General features: G+C 45.5%; 19 protein-coding genes and 1 pseudogene. 8 read left to right on the top strand and 12 right to left on the bottom strand.

The annotated features are described in order from the left end of the window. The first annotated feature begins 72 nt into the window (after positions 1–72). The 8 genes and pseudogenes from ribF to FHS60_RS10510 form a co-directional block, all read left to right on the top strand. A complete protein-coding gene (gene ribF / locus FHS60_RS02580; RefSeq protein WP_183694584.1) occupies positions 73–1,020 on the top strand; it encodes a riboflavin biosynthesis protein RibF in 948 nt (315 codons plus the stop codon). Beyond that, positions 1,017–1,838 (top strand): CPBP family intramembrane glutamic endopeptidase, encoded by an 822-nt coding sequence (locus tag FHS60_RS02575; RefSeq protein WP_183694582.1) that lies wholly within the window; start codon positions 1,017–1,019, stop codon positions 1,836–1,838. Before ribF ends, FHS60_RS02575 begins: the two co-directional genes overlap by 4 nt. Further along, entirely contained in the window at positions 1,835–2,893 is a 1,059-nt protein-coding gene (gene dusB, locus FHS60_RS02570; protein WP_183694579.1) for a tRNA dihydrouridine synthase DusB, read from the top strand. The genes FHS60_RS02575 and dusB overlap by 4 nt, the downstream gene beginning before the upstream one ends. 96 nt (positions 2,894–2,989) lie before the next feature. Next, complete coding sequence (dapB, locus tag FHS60_RS02565) at positions 2,990–3,742, top strand: 4-hydroxy-tetrahydrodipicolinate reductase (protein WP_183694576.1); 753 nt, start codon at positions 2,990–2,992, stop codon at positions 3,740–3,742. A 5-nt stretch (positions 3,743–3,747) separates the two neighbouring features. Then, a complete protein-coding gene (locus FHS60_RS02560; protein ID WP_183694573.1) occupies positions 3,748–5,229 on the top strand; it encodes a S26 family signal peptidase in 1,482 nt (493 codons plus the stop codon). A gap of 100 nt (positions 5,230–5,329) precedes the next feature. Next, positions 5,330–5,932: a S26 family signal peptidase gene (locus FHS60_RS02555; RefSeq protein ID WP_183694570.1), complete on the top strand. Its 603-nt coding sequence runs from the start codon at positions 5,330–5,332 to the stop codon at positions 5,930–5,932. A gap of 28 nt (positions 5,933–5,960) precedes the next feature. Then, positions 5,961–6,593, top strand: coding sequence for a WbqC family protein (locus tag FHS60_RS02550; protein ID WP_183694567.1), 633 nt, complete (start codon positions 5,961–5,963; stop codon positions 6,591–6,593). Between the two features lie 9 nt (positions 6,594–6,602). Beyond that, positions 6,603–6,767, top strand: a pseudogene (locus tag FHS60_RS10510) (IS982 family transposase); the annotation flags it as partial. Between the two features lie 426 nt (positions 6,768–7,193). Here FHS60_RS10510 and FHS60_RS02545 read toward each other — a convergent pair. The 12 genes from FHS60_RS02545 to FHS60_RS02490 all read right to left on the bottom strand — a co-directional run bounded on the left by FHS60_RS02545 (position 7,194) and on the right by FHS60_RS02490 (position 18,636). Continuing rightward, entirely contained in the window at positions 7,194–8,279 is a 1,086-nt protein-coding gene (locus FHS60_RS02545; protein WP_183694564.1) for an ABC transporter permease, read from the bottom strand. Positions 8,280–8,285: 6 nt separating this feature from the next. Next, on the bottom strand, positions 8,286–9,344 hold the full coding sequence (locus FHS60_RS02540) for an ABC transporter permease (protein ID WP_183694561.1): 1,059 nt from the start codon (positions 9,342–9,344) through the stop codon (positions 8,286–8,288). 33 nt (positions 9,345–9,377) lie between these two features. After that, a complete protein-coding gene (locus tag FHS60_RS02535) occupies positions 9,378–10,844 on the bottom strand; it encodes an ATP-binding cassette domain-containing protein (protein ID WP_183694558.1) in 1,467 nt (488 codons plus the stop codon). 15 nt (positions 10,845–10,859) lie between these two features. Next, positions 10,860–11,792 (bottom strand): HlyD family secretion protein, encoded by a 933-nt coding sequence (locus FHS60_RS02530; RefSeq protein ID WP_183694555.1) that lies wholly within the window; start codon positions 11,790–11,792, stop codon positions 10,860–10,862. Between the two features lie 15 nt (positions 11,793–11,807). Next, positions 11,808–13,079: a TolC family protein gene (locus FHS60_RS02525; RefSeq protein ID WP_183694552.1), complete on the bottom strand. Its 1,272-nt coding sequence runs from the start codon at positions 13,077–13,079 to the stop codon at positions 11,808–11,810. Positions 13,080–13,527: 448 nt separating this feature from the next. Next, entirely contained in the window at positions 13,528–13,998 is a 471-nt protein-coding gene (locus FHS60_RS02520; RefSeq protein WP_183694549.1) for a DUF4252 domain-containing protein, read from the bottom strand. After that, entirely contained in the window at positions 13,995–14,513 is a 519-nt protein-coding gene (locus tag FHS60_RS02515) for a hypothetical protein (RefSeq protein WP_183694546.1), read from the bottom strand. The genes FHS60_RS02520 and FHS60_RS02515 overlap by 4 nt, the downstream gene beginning before the upstream one ends. Further along, positions 14,503–15,015: an RNA polymerase sigma factor gene (locus tag FHS60_RS02510; protein ID WP_183694542.1), complete on the bottom strand. Its 513-nt coding sequence runs from the start codon at positions 15,013–15,015 to the stop codon at positions 14,503–14,505. The genes FHS60_RS02515 and FHS60_RS02510 overlap by 11 nt, the downstream gene beginning before the upstream one ends. A 119-nt stretch (positions 15,016–15,134) precedes the next feature. Then, the gene (gene queG, locus FHS60_RS02505; RefSeq protein ID WP_183694539.1) at positions 15,135–16,094 is read right to left on the bottom strand and encodes a tRNA epoxyqueuosine(34) reductase QueG; all 960 of its coding nucleotides are present in this window, start codon (positions 16,092–16,094) and stop codon (positions 15,135–15,137) included. Continuing rightward, positions 16,075–16,230 carry a hypothetical protein gene (locus FHS60_RS02500; RefSeq protein ID WP_009347652.1) on the bottom strand — a complete coding sequence of 52 codons (156 nt, stop codon included), beginning with the start codon at positions 16,228–16,230 and terminating at the stop codon, positions 16,075–16,077. The genes queG and FHS60_RS02500 overlap by 20 nt, the downstream gene beginning before the upstream one ends. 417 nt (positions 16,231–16,647) lie before the next feature. Continuing rightward, a complete protein-coding gene (locus FHS60_RS02495; protein WP_183694537.1) occupies positions 16,648–17,583 on the bottom strand; it encodes an IS982 family transposase in 936 nt (311 codons plus the stop codon). A 441-nt stretch (positions 17,584–18,024) separates the two neighbouring features. Next, on the bottom strand, positions 18,025–18,636 hold the full coding sequence (locus FHS60_RS02490) for a polysaccharide deacetylase family protein (RefSeq protein ID WP_009347653.1): 612 nt from the start codon (positions 18,634–18,636) through the stop codon (positions 18,025–18,027). Positions 18,637–18,712 lie beyond the last annotated feature (76 nt).

The raw sequence follows: 18,712 nt of genomic DNA, 5'->3' as shown, positions 1-18,712 counted from the left end.
CAATGTGTCGGCCTATCATACTTCATCCAAAACGGCATTGAGAAGCCGAAGCGAAAAGTAATACAAACGATTATGCTCATTATAAGAGAATATACCAAATACAGCAAACAGAATTACATCTTGCGGACGTTGCAACCTGCCGTAGGAACGATTGGCGTTTTCGACGGGATGCACCGCGGCCACCGCTTTCTGCTCGACCAAGTGAAGGAGGAAGCTACGCGCAGAGGCTGCCTGTCGATGGTGGTGACCTTTGCCGAACACCCGCGCTCGGTGGTGCAAACCGACTACCGCCCACTGTTGCTCACCACTTTAGACGAAAAAATCGAACTCATCGAGGCTGCGGGTATCGACATTTGCGTGGTGCTCGATTTCTCACCGCTCATGGCCATGCGCACCAGTCGTGAGTTTATGGAACTGTATCTGCGCGACAAAATGGGCGTGACGTGTCTCGTCATTGGCTATGACCATCGTTTCGGCTCTGATGTGCAGAATGGTTTTCAGCAGTACAAGCTCTACGGCAAAGAACTTGGAATGGACGTGGTGCGGGCAAAAGAATTTGACGGGCGCGACTTACACGTCAGTTCGAGTGCTGTGCGCCGCTTCCTTGAAGGCGGAAATGTGGATATGGCCCGCGCATGTCTCGGTAGGTCCTATTCCCTCTCTGGCCGAGTGGTGGAGGGGTATCGCCTGGGGCGTGAACTGGGATTCCCCACAGCCAATATAGAAGTGGACGACCCCAACAAGCAGTTGCCCGCTCGCGGAGCTTATGCCGTTTATGTTTGTTGGGACGGAGAAAAACATAAAGGAATGCTCAACATCGGTTCGCGCCCCACGCTGAACAATGAAGAAGACATCACGGTGGAAGTTAATATCTTCGACTACGATGGAGATCTCTATGACAAAAACCTAACGGTGAGTTTTGAAAGCCGTTTGCGCAACGAACAGAAATTTGATTCTCTCAACGAACTTAAACTCCAGCTTCAACAGGACGCAGAAGCTGCTAAAGAAATACTGAAATGACAGAAAAACAATCGTATGTGGCAAAGATTGCCATTATTATAGGTCTTTATTTGATAGTTCAGGTGCTGGCTGGAGCTGTAGCTTTGGTTGCCGGAAATTGGAACAATCTGATGGCAGGGCTGCCTTTAGATCAGAAAGCCTTATTGGCTGATGCTCGTTGGGTAGGCATCGCCTTATTTTTTGGTAATCTTATCATGATGGTTCTTATGTGGGTCTTCCGCTTGGTGCGGCGCAATTTTCTCCCCTCTCCTCCCGCCGGAACGTTACATGGTTGGGGCTGGGGCATTGTTGCCTTCTTCCTCGTGGTCTTTGGGGTAAACGGAGTGTTCTCTCCTCTTGACTTGAGCGATGGTGGGACAACGCAAATGTTTCAAGGAATGGCAGATAATCCCATCTGCTTTCTGTCGCTCACGCTCATAGGTCCTATTGCCGAAGAGTTTGTTTTCCGCGAGGGTATCCAGCGCCATTTAGTGGCTTCAAAAGTGCCGATGAAATGGGCCATAATTATATCTGCTGCCCTCTTTAGTGTGATTCATCTGAATCTTGCACAATCTGTGCCCGCCTTCTTTTTGGGTTATGCTTTGGGCCTGCTTTATGCTCGAACGGGCGACATACGTTTGTCGGCCGCTGCTCATGTGCTAAACAATACCTTGGCTGTACTCTTGTTCCAAGTATCGGAAGCCGACGACCTGACTAAGATTGTTGGCGTTTATCCCTTGGTAGCCTTTAGTTCAGTACTGCTAATCTCAGGTTTTCTCCTCTTCAGTCATTGGTGGAAGAAGAGTGAGCCTCAGAACAATCCCCCTGCTATAGAATGAAAATAGGAAAGATAGATTTAGGCGAGCGCCCCCTCTTGCTCGCTCCGATGGAGGATGTGACGGATGCAGGCTTTCGCTTGCTTTGCCACCGCATGGGGGCGGCCATGGTCTATTCGGAATTTGTGGCCTCCGATGCGCTGGTGCGCAGCGTGAAGCGGTCGTTCGAGAAACTAAAGATCAGCGACGACGAACGCCCCACGGCCATCCAGATCTATGGGAAAAATCCCGATGCAATGGCCGAAGCCGCCAAAATCGTTGAGGAAGTGGCCCATCCCGATGTTCTCGACATGAATTTCGGTTGCCCCGTGAAGCGCGTAGCAGGGAAAGGCGCAGGTGCGGGCCTGTTGCAGAACGTTCCGCTGATGCTGGAAATCACTCGCCGCGTGGTGGACGCCGTGAAGATACCCGTGACGGCAAAGACACGCCTGGGCTGGGACAGCGGACATGAGATCATCGTAGACCTCGCAGAGCAGTTGCAGGATAGCGGTATTCAAGCCCTCACCATTCACGGACGAACCCGCGCACAGATGTATAAAGGTGATGCCGATTGGTCGCTGATTGGAGAAGTGAAACGGAATCCTCGTATGCACATTCCCATTATTGGTAACGGCGATATTTGTACGGGTGAAGAAGCCCGTCGTGCTTTCGATGACTACGGCGTTGACGCCGTCATGGTGGGACGTGCCACGTTCGGCCAGCCTTGGATTTTCAAAGAGATGGTAGATACCGTTCATTCTGGCGAACATCTGCTGGAACACGCTTTAGAGAGTGACTACGCACCTTTATCGGCCGATTGGAAACTTGATGTGCTCAAAGAACAGGTGCGGCAGAGCATTGCCCGTATCGATGAATACCGCGGCATACTCCATGTTCGTCGCCATCTGGCTGCTAGTCCGATCTTCAAGGGAATCCCCAATTTCCGCGACACCCGCATAGCCATTCTTCGCGCCACTACACAAGACGAGCTCTTCGACCTCATGGAGCAGGTGCGCCCCTTGGTAAGACGCTACGACGGTAAGCGGCCGGAAGAAATGAAAGCAGTGGTGGAAGAATAAAACGGAAGCAATTCATTGTTCGCTACTTGTGTCGGGTAATGTTTCGCTATCATTTGAGAAATAATTATATTTGTGGCATTATAAAATAAGGAAGATATGAAATTCGCTTTGATTGGTTACGGCAAGATGGGACACATGATTGAGGAGATAGCTCGCAGTCGTGGTCACGAAATAGTTTCTATCATCGACATCAATAACCCCGACGATTTTGATACTGACGCTTTCCGTTCGGCCGAGGTGGCCATCGAATTCACCAATCCTACCGCGGCTTTTGGCAACTATAAGAAAGCTTTTGCGCAGGGTGTGAAAGTGGTGAGTGGTTCTACGGGATGGCGCAAAGACCATCTCCACGAGGTTGAGGCGCTGATTGCCGAGGGCAATACGCTCTTTTGGGCGTCCAACTTCTCTCTGGGTGTAGCCATCTTTAGTGCTGTCAATCAGTATTTAGCCCGTATCATGAACGCTTATCCTGGCTATGAGGTGAGTATGGAGGAAGTGCACCATGTCCATAAACTCGATGCGCCCAGCGGAACTGCCATCACGTTGGCCGAAGATATTGTGGCGCGCCTCGATCGCAAAACCGACTGGGTATTGGGCGAGTTTCATAAAGCCGATGGAACAGTGGAAGGCACGAAAGATGTAGCGACCGACAAGCTGCGCATCGATGCCATTCGCCGCGATGAAGTGCCCGGTATTCACAGTATCACCTACGACAGCGAGGCAGATAGCATCACCATTACGCACGATGCTCATAGTCGCAAAGGTTTTGCACTCGGTGCTGTCTTAGCTGCCGAATTCACTGCTACTCATACAGGTTTGCTCACTACTGACGACCTTTTTAAATTTTAAGAAAGATGACGACAGAAAAAACACAGACTCAGGTGGAAGCCACACCGAAAAAGCCCAACTGGGTGAAGTTTAGCATCTATACCGTTCTCTACCTCGCTTTCCTTTATTGGGTGGGCAGTTGGTGGGGACTTATCGTTCTCCCTTTCCTCTTCGATGCTTATGTGACTCGTAAGATAAATTGGAGTTGGTGGAAGCAACTCAAGAACAAGACAGCTCGGTCCGCCATGGCATGGGTCGACGCCATCGTCTTTGCCTTAGTGGCCGTTTATTTCTTAAATCAATTCTTCTTCCAGAACTTTGTCATTCCGTCTTCCTCTTTGGAAAAGACGCTTCTGACGGGCGATTATCTCCTCGTGAGTAAGTTGAGCTACGGCCCGCGCATTCCGCAAACGCCGCTCTCTATGCCCCTTATGCAGCACACCTTTCCCATCTTTGGCTGTAAGAGCTATCTGGAACATCCGCATTGGGATTACCGCCGCGTGAAGGGACTGGGCCATGTACAAGTGAATGATATCGTCGTTTTCAACTATCCTGCTGGCGACACGGTGGTAGCCAATGTGCAGCAGCAAGACTTCTATCGCTTGGCATATCAGTTGGGCGACCAAATGCTTACGCAACAACTGGGACTTCAGCAGCCTTTCTCGGCCACGCTGACCCCGACAACGCCCTATGCAGAGCAGCAAGCTGTTTATAGTAAGATATATGCTGCCGGACGGGCTTATATGGATGCCAACGAGCAGGAGTTTGGCGAAGTGTTGAGCCGTCCAACGGACCGCCGCGAGAACTATGTGAAGCGCTGCGTAGGACTGCCGGGACAGACACTCCAAATCATCAACAATCGCATCTATCTTGATGGTAAACCGAACCCTGAACCTGAAAACGTACAGTATAACTATAGCGTGACATTCAACTCGCTGCCGAGTGCCGATGAGATAAAAGATTTGGGCATAACGGCTGAGGATCTCTCTTCAAACGTTCCGCAAACGAACACCTATGTCATGCCGCTCACTCAGGTCGTGAAGAAATACCTCACGAGCCAGAAAGGGCTGGTTGCGAATATCGAACCTTTCCCCAGTGCAACGGACTGGCTCTTCCCGCAGAATATGGCCAAAAATTGGTCTACTTCAAACTACGGTCCTATTTGGATTCCGAAGCGCGGAGCCACCAAACTGCTGTCGCTCTCAACGTTGCCGCTCTATGAACGCTGCATCCGCGTCTACGAAGGTAATACGTTGGAAGTTCGCAATGGGAAAATCTATATTAACGGCTGTCAAACGGATCGCTACACCTTCAAAATGGACTACTACTGGATGATGGGCGACAATCGCGACAATTCTGCCGATTCCCGTTTCTGGGGCTTTGTTCCAGAAGACCATGTAGTGGGTAAACCGCTCTTTGTTTGGATGTCGCTCAATCAAGACTACGGCTGGCTGAGTGGTAAAATTCGCTGGGATCGCTTTTTCAAAAATGTTAGCAACATAAAGTAAATCTACCAAAGCTGGAATGTGCTAATCAGTCCCATAAGACGCTCGCGTCTTAGCCTATTAGCATATTCCATCTTTTGCACTTTTTTCATTTCTCCAAAGTTTGCATCTACTGAAAGTCTACATATTGCCTCTGCTTGTAGCCATCTTCCTGCTCTTGCTCGTGCGCTGCTGCTTCGTCACCCACTACGAGGTGCAAACAGCTCTGCCCGAGCTGCGTTTGCAAGAGGGCGATCGCTTGCTGGTAGGGCGATACGTTTCGGCAGGAATGAAGCGCGGAACGATAGTGGCTTTCCGTCATCCCTCAACAGCAAAGATAGAGTTAGCGCGCATCATTGCCCGCCCTGGCGACTCCCTCTGGGTGGACAATCAGCAGCAGAGAGTTTTTTTTCAGAAGCGCGCAGGCATAGAGAGCTCCTTTATGGTGCCAGGTCATTGCGAACCTGTTGATGTGCAACTGCAGAGTGCCTCGCTACTGTGTTATGTGCTTCGCCATTACGAAAAGGCGCGAGCGGTGCAGATGGTAGGTAAGCGTTTGCATATAGGCGGTGTTCCCGCAACGCGCCTACATTTCAGTCAGAACTATTATTGGCTCGAAGGTGTAGGCCTTCTTCCCGAGAGTTTTATCCTTGGTCCCGCGCTCTGCATCACTTATAGCAGTCGCGATTGGCAACCGCGCTGGAATCGTTTCCTGCGCCCTCTATGATTGCTCCTTTTTATTCTTCGTTTTTCCCTTGAACACAGTCTTACTCTCCTCCGCGTATCTTCCTCCCATTCAGTATTTCGCGCGCCTCTATGCTGCCGATCAGATACTGGCCGAACGTTGCGATCATTATGTCAAGCAAACTTATCGCAACCGAGCTGTTATCGCATCGAGCAACGGGCCGCTGGCACTGACCGTCCCCATTGTTCGCACGGGTGAGAACAATCAGCCCATGCGCGCCCTACGTATTAGCGACCACGGTCGTTGGCGCCGTCTGCATTGGACAGCTCTGGTGTCGGCCTACGAACAAAGTCCATATTTCCCTTATTATGAGGACGATTTTCGCCAGTTCTATGAAGAGCCCTACGAATATCTGATTGATTTCAACGACGCCTTGCAAACCAAGATTTGTGAACTACTCATGCTGACGCCTGATATACGTCCCACCACGGAGTATGTCAAAACTCCCGCGCCCGAGATTGAAGACTGTCGCGATCTTATCCGTCCGAAGGTGAGCTTTTCGGAAGACGCGCGTTTCCGCATCGTGCCATACTATCAAGTTTTCCAATCCCGTTTGGGCTTTCTCCCCAATTTGAGCATCGTAGATCTTTTGTTCAATATGGGCCCCGAATCGCGCTTAGTGCTGAAGAAGAGCTTGGTTTGAGTAAAATAGAAAACGGTGAATAATGAATTTAAGAATATTGCACAAGTGGAGTACTCCAGACAGAGATGCTTTGACAATTTCATAGTCAACTTATTAGGTGCTATTGCTGCCTATTGTCTGTTGCCAAAGAAGCCGTGCATCAATGTACAAAGAACCATCAATACACACATAGCTTGTTCTGTTTGGAATTCGTCGAATTCACTTTGCTGTATGCTCTTCTTCCTACACCCATTAAAAAAAGTTGTATTTTGTTGTCACGTTGTCACAGATGTTAGAAATGTTCTGATAACTAAATGCTTAACTGTGTGACAACACTTCTTGACCCTGATTTTGTTGTCACCTTGTTGTCACGCTTGTAGTTGGCTGTTTTTCAGAGAGATAATGGCTGTATGTGACAACGTGACGACGTGACAACAAAAAAACAATACAGGAGAGAAGCGTATATACTTCCTCTTTCTTCTTCTCTTATTTCTATGTACACCTACAATAAGCGCGTCGGCTGACACAATAAGGATATGAGCCGACAGCCTTATTGTATTTAGAAATGCAATAAGGATATTTACGTTCATATATACAATGATTGTAAAAAGAGCACTTAGATTAATTGTTCTTCTTATAGCTTATTACAGCCCAACCTCCCATAAATATGCTTATGCAGAAAAGCGCAAATACTTGGTGAATAATATTGCTAAAATTACCACCACGAATAAAGACAGTGCGCATTGCGTCTATGAAGTAGCTTACAGGATTGATGTATGTCGTGAGGTAGGCTAACGAAGGCATAGAACGCGTAGGCGTGAAGAGACCTGAAAGTAAAAGGAGAAAGACCACGAAAAACCACATCACGAAGATAGCCTGCTGCATGGTGTCGGAGTAGTTGGAAATGATCAGTCCGAAGGATGAGAAGAAAAGTGCTAGCAGCATTGCCAATAAATAGATAAGGGCAATATTACCTTTTGGGGTTATGCCATATATAATCCAAGCTAAGAATAGACAGACTGTAATGACGAAGAAAGCTATAAACCAGTAAGGAATGAGTTTGGCAAGAATAAATGTCCACTTGCTTATAGGGGTTACGTTTATCTGTTCGATTGTGCCCGCTTCTTTTTCGCTCACAATGTTGAGCGTTGGTAGATATCCTGTTATTAGCATCATCACGATGGCAAAGAGGGCCGGAATCATGAATAACTTGAAGTTTAAGTGTTTGTTGTAGAGGTATAGTGTAGATACTTTAGATTGTATGGCAGCAGCAGAAGGTGAAGCATTGGTATATACAATTTGGGAAAGATAAGCTGCTCCCATTGAACCTTTTGTGCCATTAACGGCGTTAGTAGCAATGAGAACTTGCGGCATACGCCCTAAGGTGATGTCTCGATTGTAGTGCTGCGGGATTACCATTATTATATCAGCCTCGGAATGTTCTATATTGTTGAGTGCCGCCGCGTATGTGGGTTGTTGCCCATGGAAGATGAAGTATTTGTTTGCTTCTATTTCATGTACTAATTGTTGAGAAAGTGTGGAGCGATCGTTATCTACTACATCAACCACAATATTTTTCACCTCCATGTTCATTATCCATGGCGTAACACACATAATTATAATGGGAAAGACGATGATAAGCCTTGGAATAAATGAGTTTCGGCGAATTTGAGTGAATTCCTTCCGTAAGAGATATTTCAGTATCATAGAATTCTATTCTAATCTTTTATTAAACTTAGCGAGCGAGAGAAGAAGTAATGCAACAAGCATACTTGTAAGGATTATCATTTCATGATATACTTGCTCCACTCCAACCCCCATTACCATTAGTTTTCGCATAGCACTAATGTAGTAGCGTGTGGGGATGATGGCTGATGCGTACTGCAAAATTTGAGGCATTGATTCAATAGGAAAGATCATGCCTGAAAGCATGACAATGGGCATTAGTAATATCATCGCTGATAGCAACAATGCCACAAGTTGAGTTTGGGCAACCGTAGAAATAAGTAAACCCAACGAAAGAGCTAAGAGAATATATATGGTGGAAATAAGGAATATCCAAAATAGAGAACCTTGTACCGGTACGCCTAATACAAAAGTGGCCATAAGAAGTATTGCTATCAAGATGACGAAAGCAAGCACTAAATAGGGTACTACTTTAGCAATGATAATCATCAGGGGGCGCGTAGGTGAAACCAGTAATACTTCCATTGTTCCTTTTTCTTTTTCGCGGACAATGGAAATAGAAGTCATCATGGCACAAATCAGCATTAGGAGCATACCCATAATTGCAGGTACGAAGTTGTAGGCGGATTTCATTTGCGGATTGTATAGCAGCTTTGTGTTTATGATGTTTTCTTTCGGATTCATAAGAATAGAATGGGCATAGTTTGACCACTGCTGCGCCATGTTAGGGTCTGCACCATCAACAATGAGTTGAAAACCCGACTTCTTGCTTGCAAAGTCTTGAGAAAAGACAATTGTCATATCAGCCTCTTGGTTTCGAATGGATTGTTCTGCTTCGGAAGGTGTGGCAACTACTTTTGCAATCGTAAAAAACTCAGATGCAGCTAAGCGATCTGTTGCTTGTTGGGTGGCATAGTCAGCATTGCTCGTGACTATAATTATCCGTACGTTCTTTATGTCGTTGGTGATAGCAAAGCCAAAGAGAAGCATCATGACAATAGGCATTCCAAATAGTATCAGCATTGTGCGCTTATCGCGAACAATGTGTTTAGCTTCCTTGATGACAAATGAAATAAACTGCTTCATTCTATGTTGGGCATTATTTTTTGAATATAATCGTTAGTCTGAACTTCTCGTTGCCTGGCGTGCCAGATAAGTGAAGACGTGGTCCATATCGGGCTGGTTGAGTTTTTGCTTAAGTTCGTTGGGTGTACCTAAGGCTTTGATTTTACCATCTACCATAATAGAAATACGATCACAGTATTCAGCTTCGTCCATATAGTGAGTAGTGACAAAGACCGTTATTCCTCGCTTAGCAGCGTCGTAGATAAGCTCCCAAAACTGGCGGCGCGTTGCTGGATCAACTCCTCCCGTTGGTTCGTCGAGAAACACAACTCCTGGTTCATGGAAAATGCTGACAGAGAAAGCCAATTTCTGCTTCCATCCTAAAGGTAAACTGGCTACCAAGGTGTTGCGATGCTCGGAAAAATCCAATTTCTGCAATAACCTATCTGTCTTGCGTCGAATCTCCTTATCTGTCATACCGTAGATGCCTGCAAAGAGAGAGATGTTTTCTGCAACAGTAAGGTCTTCATAGAGCGAGAACTTCTGACTCATGTACCCGATGTGTTTCTTTATCTGTTCATACTCGGTTCGTATGTCAAAACCTACCACTCTGCCTGTTCCACTTGTTGGTTGGTTGAGCCCCGTGAGCATATGCATTGCCGTGGTCTTACCTGCTCCGTTAGCACCAAGGAAACCAAAGATTTCTCCCTTCTTGACGGTAAAGGAAATATCGTCTACTGCATGGAAAGTACCAAAGGCTTTGACGAGATGTTCTACTTCAATGACATTTTCAGACGTCTTGTTGATGTTATAGCTTTCTCTATGTTCGATACCAGGAGGATTAAAGATATCTCTAAACTCTGTAAGAATTTCCTCAGGAGATCCAATTCCCTTTATAATGCCTTCTGAAAGAAAAGCTACACGCTCACAATTTCTCACTTCATCGAGATAAGGTGTGGATGCAACGATTGTTATGTTGCGCTCTTTTAGTTGTGCAAGTATTTCCCAGAAATCTTTACGACTGACAGGATCAACACCTGTCGTAGGTTCGTCAAGAAATAGAACACTCGGACGATGTACAAGTGCACAACAGAGCGCCAACTTTTGTTTCATACCGCCAGAGAGCGCTCCTGCCTTGCGATCCTTAAATTGTTCAATCTGTGAATAGATGGTTTTGATAGAGTCGTAGTTTTCTTCTACTGTCGTATTAAAGAGTGTCGCAAAAAAGTGAAGATTTTCTTCTACCGTCAAGTCTTGATAAAGTGAAAATTTGCCTGGCATGTATCCCACTCGCTTACGTATCTCGTTCATTTGGCACACAACGTCAAAACCGTCAATTTCAGCCGTACCTGATTCGGGAAGAAGCAACGAGCAAAGAATTCTGTACATGGATGTCTTGCCAGCTCCATCAGGACCTATAACTCCAAACACCTCGCCTTTGTTCACAGAGAAACTGACATTGCGTAGTGCCTGCACCTTACCATAGTGCTTAGATATATTATTTACTTCGATTGCTTTCATTGTTTTGAGAAAAGCTTAAAACTTCACTTCTCCATACATTCCTATCTTTACATAATCATCGTTTTGGAATTGTATTTTAACAGCATAAACCAAATCGGCTCTCTCATCATCGGTGAGAATTGTTTTGGGTGTGAATTCTGAGCGGCTTGAAATCCATGTGATAATGCCATTGTATTGTTTCTTTTGTCCATTTCCGTAGTCTGCCATAACTGTCGCCTTTTGTCCCAGTTTGATATTTTTTAGCTGTTTAGAGGTAACATAGGCTCGGATGAACATTGTTTTTGTATCTGCAACCTTAAAGAGCGGCTTGCTCATGGAAATGAATTCGCCTTTTTCTACATATTTCTCCAAAACTACACCTGATATGGGGGAGGATATTTGAGTGTTGTTGATTTGATCTTCTATCTGACGTTTCTGTGCTTTTATACCCTGCTTTTGTGCATTGATAGCAAGAGCTTGCTTTTTAAGTGAAGTGTTGTTACTATTAATTTGATTGCGTGTGGCATCATATTGTCGTTGTAATACTTTTATATGATTGTTAATGTCATCGAGTTGCTTGCGTGGAACAGCACCATCCTTTACCAATTCGGCGTATCTCTTTTGTTCTTTTTCTTCATTAGAGATTTGCTCAGACAGTGATGCTAACTGTTCCTGTATATTCAATTGGCGACTACTTGTTGCTGAGGCGTTTTCGTCCAATTGTTGTTCTGTTGCTGTTAGTTCTTCTTGTTTCTGTTGTAGCTGAAAGTCGTCTATCTTTCCTACAACTTGGTTTGCTTGTACGTTTTGTCCTTCTGATAGGTTGAAACTTTTAAGTTCTCCCGAAGACTTTGCTGCAACCGTCACCTCCGTACCTTCAAACGTTCCTGTTGCATCATAATCTTTTTTATGGTCGCTACACGATGCCAGCAGAAAAGTAATACTGGCTAATAGAAAAATCTTTTTCATATTTGTCGGTTGTTTTTATTCGTTGTTGGTATATTTCAGATTATACATTTCCTGGAGCATCTCAATCTCATGTATTGCTCGTTGTGTCTTTGCCGAATTCTCGTTATATATTTCTCGCAGCAAACTATTGACATCAATGATCCCATGGGTGAGCTTCGATTCAGCAGCCTTTCGAACATTGGTGCGCAGTACAATTATTTCATCATCACTTTGCATCAAACTGCGGTGTCTGCTAATATTTTCTGTCTGTTGTATCTGTTCTATATTATTGTTGAAGAGAAAGACGTCACGTATGTTTTCAATCATGGCTCGTTGTTTCTTCAACTTCTCCTTGTCGTTTTTTCGAGTATAGAGAGCTCCTATATTCCACGAAAGCTTTAGCCCTACAATACCATTCAGTCTCCACTTATTACTCATCATGTCCTCAAAAATGTTCAATCCTGGATAGCCATAATAGCCTTGGGCAAAAAGACCAAACTTGGGTCTTAATTGTGCATTTAAGGCCCTCTCTTGTATATCTGTAAGTTTTAGCTGATTATCGAAAATTCTTAGTTCTGGGCGGTTGTTCGTAGATATTGTAGAGTGGAGGATACTTGGCTTTTGAGTTTGACTTACTTCTATGCCACAAAAAGTACTTAATACATGCTGTAATATTTTGCGTTGCGATTTCAAATTTGCCATTTGTTGCTCTGTGCTTAAGCGTTCTGCCTTTACATTATCAAAATCGCTGATGGAAGCTGTTCCAACTTTGACCCAGGCTGCAAGTTTGTTTTCACTCGAAAGTAGCAGCGCATTAAGATTTTCATTTAGCTTAATTTGTTCGTCCAATAGTAAGAGAGAAAAATACATCTCATTGATCCTTTTTCGCACTTGATACAGGTCCGATTCGTTTTGTGCTGCTTGAATTTTTCCTTCTTGTTGTGCTATCTGGCTTTGATTGCTAATTATGCCGCCATCATAAATGGTTTGTTGCAGTTCTATTCCCACTTTATATTGTTCCTTGGTCAACCCTTTCATCTTAAGCCCCATTTGCTGAAACATACTTTGCATACTTTGAGGCCAGGATGCAACTTCACTTTGGTAGGTGGTTTGTGCTGATGCAGTAAAGTGTGGCAACCATCCTTTTTTTATGTTTTTAACCGTTAGTTCTGTTGTCTGATCAATTAGATCATACTTTTTGATACAAGGATAGTTTTTCTTTGCAGCTTGCTGACATTCTTCTAATGTCTGTGCTTGGCTGATGATAGCCATCATTATTAGGGCGATGGTTATTATTTTCTTTTCCATTTCTCTAAAGTGTTTTGTTGTGGCAAAAGTACGGTGATTTTATATTATATAATTATATTTTACACTGATATATTTTCCTTTTTGTACGATTCTTCTTGTTTTCTTTTTTTCTCTTCAAGAGAATCAGTTTATTTTGCAAATATATCGTACAAAAAGGCAAGTTATGAAAGAATCAAAAGTTGTTAGTCAGTTTTCTTTAGAGGATATTGATTTAGAGGATCTTTTCAAGTAACAAGGTGAAGTTTTTTTTAATGAAGATGCTGTAATAACCTGTCTGAATACACGAAAAAAGGAGGCTCGTTAGAGTCTCCCTTTTTTGTAATCCCATCGGATTTCGTCCAACCGTTGTCGCCGTGGGGGCTGGGTCGTGATTGATTGTTTTAATAATTGAGCAGCGATGTTTGTTTCTTCAAAGCCCCGCGGTTCGGGGCTAACCAATGTATATCTTTTATGTGTTTGTAATCTTTTTGATGAAGGCCTCCGTCATTCTTCCTGTCAGATCGATGATGTAGAGATGTCCCTCTTGTTTTGTTATGAGCACCACTTCCACGAAGGTCTCGCCGCGTTTGCGTGTGTAGAGGTTCTTGCCATCGAAAGTATCGTAGAGCTGGTAGCGTCCTTTGTTGGTTTTGATGAGAGTCTCGGCCTTTTCGTGGAGAGCTTGCGTTTCCGAACTTTTGTCGTTAGAGATGGTGCGGATGCTGCGGATTTGTCGTAGGAGGCTCTCCGTGTCCTTGTCTTTGTTGATAGCGTCGGACTGCAACATGGCGGACATCATGGTTGGGCTCACTGTTTTGCACGTAAGGCTTGTGCCCTGGGCGTACATCTTCATGAAGTGAAGCGCAAAGTCGGTTTCATTCTGTGCCGCAACTGCCATGGACATCAGCGCCAGCAGTAGTATGCTGAGAAGGCGTTTCATTCTTCGTGCGCGCTGTTTAGGTTGTTGTTTTGTTTTGTTGAGTCAGCGCTGGCTGTCTTCTGGAACATTTCCAATCCGTCCTGCACCACTTTATAGGATTGTTGGGCCGACTGGTAGGAGTCCTGATAGCTTGCGGGATTGTAGTCCCATGGGCTTTGGCTATTCTGTTTGTTGAGATAGCTGCTTGCGCTGTAGCTCACCATGGCAACGATGGCGATGGCTGCGGCAGCTTCGTAGAGCGGGCGCAGAGAGCGGAAAAAGCTCTGTCGCTTTGCGCGAACCACGATTATTTGAGGTTCTGCTGCGCCTATCTTTTTGAGAATCTTCTCGTCGAAGTCGTCGCTCAAGGATATTTCGGCTTGGGATTGTTCGTAGGAGAACAAACCCTTGTATTGCAGCAGATGTGCGGGCACATCGGGCTGGCTGAAGAACGCGCGGAGGATACTTTCCTCTTTCTCGGTCGTTTCGGCGACCCAGTAGCGTTCCAGGAGTTGTTCTATATACTTATAATCCATAGTTCTCAATTTTATCGTATTGCTTTCTGATGGCTTGGCGTGCTCTGAAGAGTGTCACTTTGACCACTTCTTCGCTCACTCCCATGATGGTTGCTATCTCGCGGTAGGATTTTTCCTCAATGTCGCGGAGCTGCATGATGGTGCGCTGTCGCTCGGGGAGTTGGTTGAAGAGTTCGTGCACCTTGCGTAGTTTTTCGTCGCGTTCCAGTTGCTCATCCGGCGTAAAGGAATTGTCGGTGGCGTCTATCTCGTAGGCCTCGAGCGAAAGGTTTTGTGCTTCCTTCTTTTCGTGGCGGTCGAGGGCAAGGTTGCGGCAAACGGTCATGCAGTAAGCTTCGATGCTCTCAACGCCTTTCAGTTCTTCCCGTTTGTTCCAAACTTTTATCAGTGTGTCAGACGTAACATCTTCGGCCTCTGCCGAATCGAGTGTGATGCGCAGGGCAAGTCTGAAGAGTTTATTCTTCAGAGGCAACAAATCATATCTGAAGTCAATGTCTTGCATAATCACTCTCTGTTATATGGACGGAGAACCCCGACAAAAGTTACACTCCCACGAATGCTTTTTCTCACATTTTTCTGTATGTTGTATCTAATGTTCTGAAACACAGGGAAAAATAAATTTTATTTTTTTCTAGCTAAAGCTTTTATATTTCTTTTCAATCCTTCAAACTTGGCGCGCTTCACTGCCGACCCTTTGAAAATGGCGCGGTACTGTTCGACGGTGAGTTGTTCCCAATCCTCGCGTGTCATTTGTAGCAGTTGCTTACTGGGGCGGAACTCTTCCACTTCGGTGGGTTTGGCGAATCGATTCCACGGGCAAACTTCGGCGCAGCGGTCGCAACCGTAGAAGCACGTCCCCATTTTCTGTCCCGTCCCCGGTGGTAGGTCGCCACGATTTTCTATGGTCAGATAGCTCAAGCAGCGGTTGGCGTCGAGCGTGCCATCGCCCCGAAGCGCTTGGCCAGGGCAGGCGTCGACACACGCATGGCACGTGCCGCAGCGGTTCTCTATCGGCGTGTCGTAGATGTCGGCTTCATAGGGCAGAACGATTTCTCCCAGGAAAAAATATGTCCCACCTTTCGGCAGGATGAGCTGTCCAGAGCGTCCCTGCCAGCCCAGTCCGCACCGCCAGGCCCAGTAGCGCTCATCAAGCGGAGCGGTGTCCACAAACACGCGCGTTTCATACCCCTCTTTGGGCGGGATATGCTCAGCCAGTTGTCGGAGGCGTGCTTTCATCACTTCGTGGTAGTCCTGCCCATAAACGTAGCGCGAGAGCGCCCACCCGCTGAGTTTTTCAGCCGGATAGTAGTTGAGCGCCACGGAAACTATTGTTCGTGCTCCCTCTACCAGCAATCGCGGGTCAAGCCGTTTGTCCATGTTGCGCTCCAGATACTGCATATCGGCATGTCGTCCCTCGCTGATCCACTGTAGCCTTCTTTCGGCATGAACCTTATCCACCGGTTCTGCCGGTGCCAGTCCGCACGCCGAAAAGCCGAGACGCAGTGCCTCGGCTTTGATAAGTGATGCTTTCAGTATGCCTTCTGTCAGAAAAGAAGGCTCATCAGGGGTTTTCTTCGTCATGAATCGAATACCAGTCGTCTTTCTCTTGCATGCGCCGCCGGCGTTCGTAGGCAGTTTGGAGCTTCATGTCGTCCATTTCAGCCTCTTCGCGATAGCGTTCGTCGCGGTCGTTGTAGTCTTCTCTAACGTAATCCATAGCAATAGTTTTTAGATGTTATTCCCTCTTTGGAAGGAATAAGGCAAATTTATGCTTTTATCCGTCTATCGTGCAACTTTTTATTCTTAAAAATCTTGAAACACTGAAATTTTGCTCATTTCTCTTCGATATTTAGTGGCTCTCAGATAGGTCTGACAGGTTCTACTTTTTCAGTGGAACGGAGCTTTTCTTAAGCTGCCTTTTTCTGTCAATTCAATTCTTGTTTTTCAGGCTCTGCGAATGGTTCTAAATTCATCAGGAAGTAAATTAGTTTTTGGATGAGGCCTGCTGGATGAGTGGGAGAATAAACCCCAATTCGGTTTAAGAAACGCTCTTTCATGAGTTTCTTAAACCGCACACGCATCCTTTCGGCCTTGACCTAAAACCGAAGTATAATTGTTTCACGCAAATTATAGGTTAGAATAAAGTAAGCTGTTTTACACTCTGCTTTGCATCCCTCTCAAACTCCATGTTGATGGAAGGTTTGGTGTCGTAGAAAGCATATGCAGCTATGCCAGCTAAAAGGTTAACGATGAAATTAGCGATACTTCTATGGCGTGTGTGAACTATCTGTGCAACGTTCTTCAACATATCATTGATAGTCTCTATGATACTTCTCTTGCGAAGCATGATTTTATCATGCACATCCATTAATCTGTTCTTCATATTAGTCCGTATCCCTGTTACGATATGTACACCTCTGTCAAAGAGTGAAGCAAAAAGAGATTGAGAAATATACCCTTTATCGGCATATAATTTTCCAAATAAATCCTTCGTCAAATCGTTGAATACTTTTGGGTTACGGTCGTCTACATTGGCTCGGGTTAGTGCAAAATTGAGTAGTTCGCCTCGTTCATTACACAAAAGATGAAGTTTGAATCCATAGTACCATCCCATCGTACTTTTCCCCTTCTGGGCGTACCCTTTGAATACGCGATTACGGGATTGTCTCTTATTGTCGCACACGGGAATACGTGTGGAATCGATAAAGGTTATCCCTGTGCATTCTCCCATTAATCCCAGTTTGAGAAAAAGCAAGAGAGGGATTGCAACACGAGGCATACGTTCAACGAAGCGTGTATAGGAGAGTAGATTGGGAAACTCTTTTTTTAGTTCTCGGCAAACATAGAAGAGATAGAAATGTTTGAAATTCCGAAATGTATTGCTGTGAAACAATATAAGAATTGTGATCATTTCAGCATCACTCATTCGTCCTTTTCTCTTGCGATGTTTTGGACTATTGGCAGAGGGATTTGAGAGCGAAAGAGAGGTTTTGTTCAATTCTAAATGATATTCTTTGCAGAAATCATCTGCAATACAATAGATTTCCGTAACTTTGCTGACAAGTTTCATGAGGATTGTTCTTTTGTTATATGATTGATAATCAACAGTAAATATACAAAAAACAATCCTCTTTTTAGGCTTTTATTGAAACTTTTTTTGAGGAAAAAGAAGAACTGCTTATCCCGAATTGGGGTAATAAGGTTGTTGGCAGATACAATAAGGCTATGGGCTGACACCCTTATTGCCCCAGCTGACATCCTTATTGCGTTGGCTGACACAATAAGGAAAACTGTTGCTATCTCCCGCTTAATTTTGCTTTGTTTTAGAGAAAATCCGTGGAAAAACAAGAAAATCAGCGCCATCTGGGGCTTTTTGCATGTTACATCTATCACCCACAAGGGCAGATTTCATGCAGAAAGCCGCAGATGGCGCTGAATGGAGATTTTTTGCCATCTCTTTGTGTGTAGAACAATGTCAAGGAATGCGAGAACTTTTGCCGCTTGCCGTGCCCTAATCGAACACTTTGAATTCATAGCCCTGATCGCGAAGCCATTCGATGGCGCGAGGGAGGGCATAGAGAATTTTGTCGTGGGATTTGAGCGAATCGTGGAAAGTGATGATACTCCCGTTGCGAGCATAACGCTGCACGTTGCGTAACACATCGCGGCCATTGAGGCGCTTACTGTAGTCGCGCGTCACGAGGTCCCACATCACCACGCGATACTTTAAGCGGGCGGCCACATAGAGAGCGGGTTTCATCCAGCCGTGGGGCGGTCGGAAGAGATCGGTACGGAGGTAGGCGTTGGCCTTCTCCACGTTGCGCATATAGCTGTTGATGCCATGGCGCAGCGAGCCGATATGGTTGAAAGTATGGTTTCCGATGCGATGTCCGCGCTGCTTGACCATCTCATAAATCTCGGGATGCTTCCTCACATTGTCGCCCACCATGAAAAAGGTGGCCTTGATGCCGTAATGGTCCAATACGTCGAGCACCCACGGCGTCACTTCAGGGATAGGTCCATCGTCGAAGGTGAGATAAACGGCACGAACGTTTTTGTCCATCCGCCAGAGAGCCAGCGGGTAGAGCCATCGGAGCCATTTGGTGGGTTGTTCGATAAACATATTTCGGGAGAGATTTTATGAGTGTTGTGCTAAAAAGAAAAAGAGAGAAACGACCCCATAAGGGCCGTTTCTCTCC

Source organism: Alloprevotella rava, from assembly GCF_014195585.1.
Classification (GTDB): domain Bacteria; phylum Bacteroidota; class Bacteroidia; order Bacteroidales; family Bacteroidaceae; genus Alloprevotella; species Alloprevotella rava.
This window is presented reverse-complemented; position numbering and strand designations above follow the sequence as displayed.

What these genes read in the sequence shown, in the direction of transcription:
- ribF (WP_183694584.1), top strand. Translation starts at nt 73, where the DNA reads ATGCTCATTATAAGAGAATATACCAAATACAGCAAACAGAATTACATC.
- FHS60_RS02575 (WP_183694582.1), top strand. Translation starts at nt 1,017, where the DNA reads ATGACAGAAAAACAATCGTATGTGGCAAAGATTGCCATTATTATAGGT.
- dusB (WP_183694579.1), top strand. Translation starts at nt 1,835, where the DNA reads ATGAAAATAGGAAAGATAGATTTAGGCGAGCGCCCCCTCTTGCTCGCT.
- dapB (WP_183694576.1), top strand. Translation starts at nt 2,990, where the DNA reads ATGAAATTCGCTTTGATTGGTTACGGCAAGATGGGACACATGATTGAG.
- FHS60_RS02560 (WP_183694573.1), top strand. Translation starts at nt 3,748, where the DNA reads ATGACGACAGAAAAAACACAGACTCAGGTGGAAGCCACACCGAAAAAG.
- FHS60_RS02545 (WP_183694564.1), bottom strand. Translation starts at nt 8,279, where the DNA reads ATGATACTGAAATATCTCTTACGGAAGGAATTCACTCAAATTCGCCGA.
- FHS60_RS02540 (WP_183694561.1), bottom strand. Translation starts at nt 9,344, where the DNA reads ATGAAGCAGTTTATTTCATTTGTCATCAAGGAAGCTAAACACATTGTT.
- FHS60_RS02535 (WP_183694558.1), bottom strand. Translation starts at nt 10,844, where the DNA reads ATGAAAGCAATCGAAGTAAATAATATATCTAAGCACTATGGTAAGGTG.
- FHS60_RS02530 (WP_183694555.1), bottom strand. Translation starts at nt 11,792, where the DNA reads ATGAAAAAGATTTTTCTATTAGCCAGTATTACTTTTCTGCTGGCATCG.
- FHS60_RS02525 (WP_183694552.1), bottom strand. Translation starts at nt 13,079, where the DNA reads ATGGAAAAGAAAATAATAACCATCGCCCTAATAATGATGGCTATCATC.
- FHS60_RS02520 (WP_183694549.1), bottom strand. Translation starts at nt 13,998, where the DNA reads ATGAAACGCCTTCTCAGCATACTACTGCTGGCGCTGATGTCCATGGCA.
- FHS60_RS02515 (WP_183694546.1), bottom strand. Translation starts at nt 14,513, where the DNA reads ATGGATTATAAGTATATAGAACAACTCCTGGAACGCTACTGGGTCGCC.
- FHS60_RS02510 (WP_183694542.1), bottom strand. Translation starts at nt 15,015, where the DNA reads ATGCAAGACATTGACTTCAGATATGATTTGTTGCCTCTGAAGAATAAA.
- queG (WP_183694539.1), bottom strand. Translation starts at nt 16,094, where the DNA reads ATGACGAAGAAAACCCCTGATGAGCCTTCTTTTCTGACAGAAGGCATA.
- FHS60_RS02500 (WP_009347652.1), bottom strand. Translation starts at nt 16,230, where the DNA reads ATGGATTACGTTAGAGAAGACTACAACGACCGCGACGAACGCTATCGC.
- FHS60_RS02495 (WP_183694537.1), bottom strand. Translation starts at nt 17,583, where the DNA reads ATGAAACTTGTCAGCAAAGTTACGGAAATCTATTGTATTGCAGATGAT.
- FHS60_RS02490 (WP_009347653.1), bottom strand. Translation starts at nt 18,636, where the DNA reads ATGTTTATCGAACAACCCACCAAATGGCTCCGATGGCTCTACCCGCTG.